General features: G+C 44.2%; 2 protein-coding genes. Both read right to left on the reverse strand.

Translation table 11 applies throughout. From position 1 onward, the window contains the following. On the reverse strand, window positions 1-499 hold a 499-nt coding region (locus F6K38_RS40450), incomplete at its 3' end, for a class I SAM-dependent DNA methyltransferase (protein ID WP_287360491.1). A 251-nt stretch (window positions 500-750) separates the two neighbouring features. Then, window positions 751-1,996, reverse strand: a 1,246-nt coding sequence (locus tag F6K38_RS40455; protein ID WP_287360492.1) for a thioesterase domain-containing protein, incomplete at its 5' end; no start/stop codon positions are given.

Consider the following 1,996-nt stretch of genomic DNA (forward strand, 5'->3'; position numbering starts at 1 on the left):
TGAACTCGTTACTCTCAGACAGATCGGTAGGCATACTAACAACAATGTATCCCCCTGGCTTGGTAATACGAATCAGTTCGTCAAATGCGTTACTTTTGACATGTCCATAGGTAAAAACCCCAACACTAATGATGGCATCAAAGGTGGCTGAGGGAAAATCCAAGGGTTCACCCAAAACTTGTTGGTGGAAACTGGTGTAAACATTCTTTTTCCGAGCTTCCTCTAGCATGCCTGAAGATATGTCCATCGCCTCTAGGTGATGGTAACCGCGCTGGTGCAGAAATTGCCCAACCAAGCCTGTACCTGCTCCGGCATCTAAAATCTTGGCATCTTTGGAAACATAATTGACCAATACCTCCGCTGCAGGCTCTGGCCCCACATAGCCAAATGCATCATCTAGGTCTTGCTCGTAGTCTTTAGCCCAGATGTCATAGCGTTCAATTAATTCCTGATTATTCTGGGAACTATAGACCCACTGAACTGTATCTATTTTACTCATGTTTTTTCCGATACTATCTTTGTTAACAAGCATCTTGCTTAAGCTCCCAATTTGAGGTGAAATCTTCAGCTAGGCTTTCCCTAGCTGAGGCAGGGCAATAGAAAACACTAACGGGTGCATCTCATTTTTGTAAAAAAGTTGCGTAGGGTGCGTTAGGGGAGCCTCATTTTCCGCCTCGTAGCCAGGGTTTGGAGGAACCGCCCCGTAACGCACCACCGTGTCAAACAGCTTTGAGGAGATGCACCCAAACACTAACCTAATCTTGCTTGTGCTTTATCTAGGCAGTATTGTAGCTGTTGAGCTAAAACTGAAATATGGGGTTCGGTTACCATAGAGAAATGGTTCCCTGGGACAACATGAAATTCTAAGGGTTGAGCAGAAAGTCGGTCCCAGCCCCAGGTTGGATCTTTTAGGGTAGTTAACTGATTAGGTAAATAATCCCCCAAAGCACCAACCTCACTGGCTCGGAAGAAAGTAATCGGAGTTCTATCAATCTTCTGGGGTAGATAGCTCGCACTGGCTTGAGTATTAGCTTTGTAAACCTCAAAGATTCGACTCAGGTCAGTTTTACTCAACATCTGACCAGTCTTTTTCAATCGTTCCATAAAGTAGTTTAGCTGTTCTTCCGAACTAATAAACTGGAGTGCTTCGCGGGAAATATCCAGGTTTTGACCTAAAAGGCCTCCATAGATAGTCGCTAACTCAGCTATGAATTTGGCATTATCCCAATTAACTACGTCTTTCTCTGGTTCAGGAATTTCTACTTGGACATCGACAATGGCCAGCATTGACACTTCCTGTCCTTGATTCCGTAATTGTTGAGCCATCTCAAATGCGACTTTCCCCCCGAAAGAATGACCACCTAGTAGATAGGGTCCGTTGGGTTGGAGTGCTTGTATAGCTTTAATATGGTGGGCAGCAATATCTGCCATACGAGTATAAGGTTGGAAGTCCTCCTCAAGACCAAGCGTACGCAAACCATATAACGGTTGTTCCGAATCTAGATTACGTGCCAACTGCTGGAAGTCAAAGACATTGCCAAGAATTCCGGAAACCAAGAATAAAGGAGGCTTGGAACCCTGGGGCTGAATGGGCACTAAGGTAGAAAGGAAGGAGTCGGTTCCAGTGGAGTTATTTTGGGTTGCTAGGCTTGGCGAATCGAGATCAGCAAAAACTTCTTGGGATAAATAATCAACCATTGCCTCTATGGTTGGATAGTCAAATACTAGAGTTGAACGTAGAGAGCAGCCCACGCTAGATTGGAGATGATTCCTCAACTCCACTGCCATTAAAGAATCTAGACCCAAATCAATTAACCTTTGCCCCAGTTCTATTTGATCTGGAGAACTTAATCCTAAGGTTTTAGCAATTTGGGTACGAACGCGCTCTACTAATAAATCCCGACGTTGGTTAGCAGGAACTGCCTCTAATTCTGTCTTAAAATCAAGATTTGTTTCCCTGACAGTAGTATTTACAGTAGTATTTGGCGCAACATCT

Source organism: Moorena sp. SIO3B2 (genome assembly GCF_010692525.1).
In the GTDB taxonomy this organism is placed as follows: domain Bacteria; phylum Cyanobacteriota; class Cyanobacteriia; order Cyanobacteriales; family Coleofasciculaceae; genus Moorena; species Moorena producens.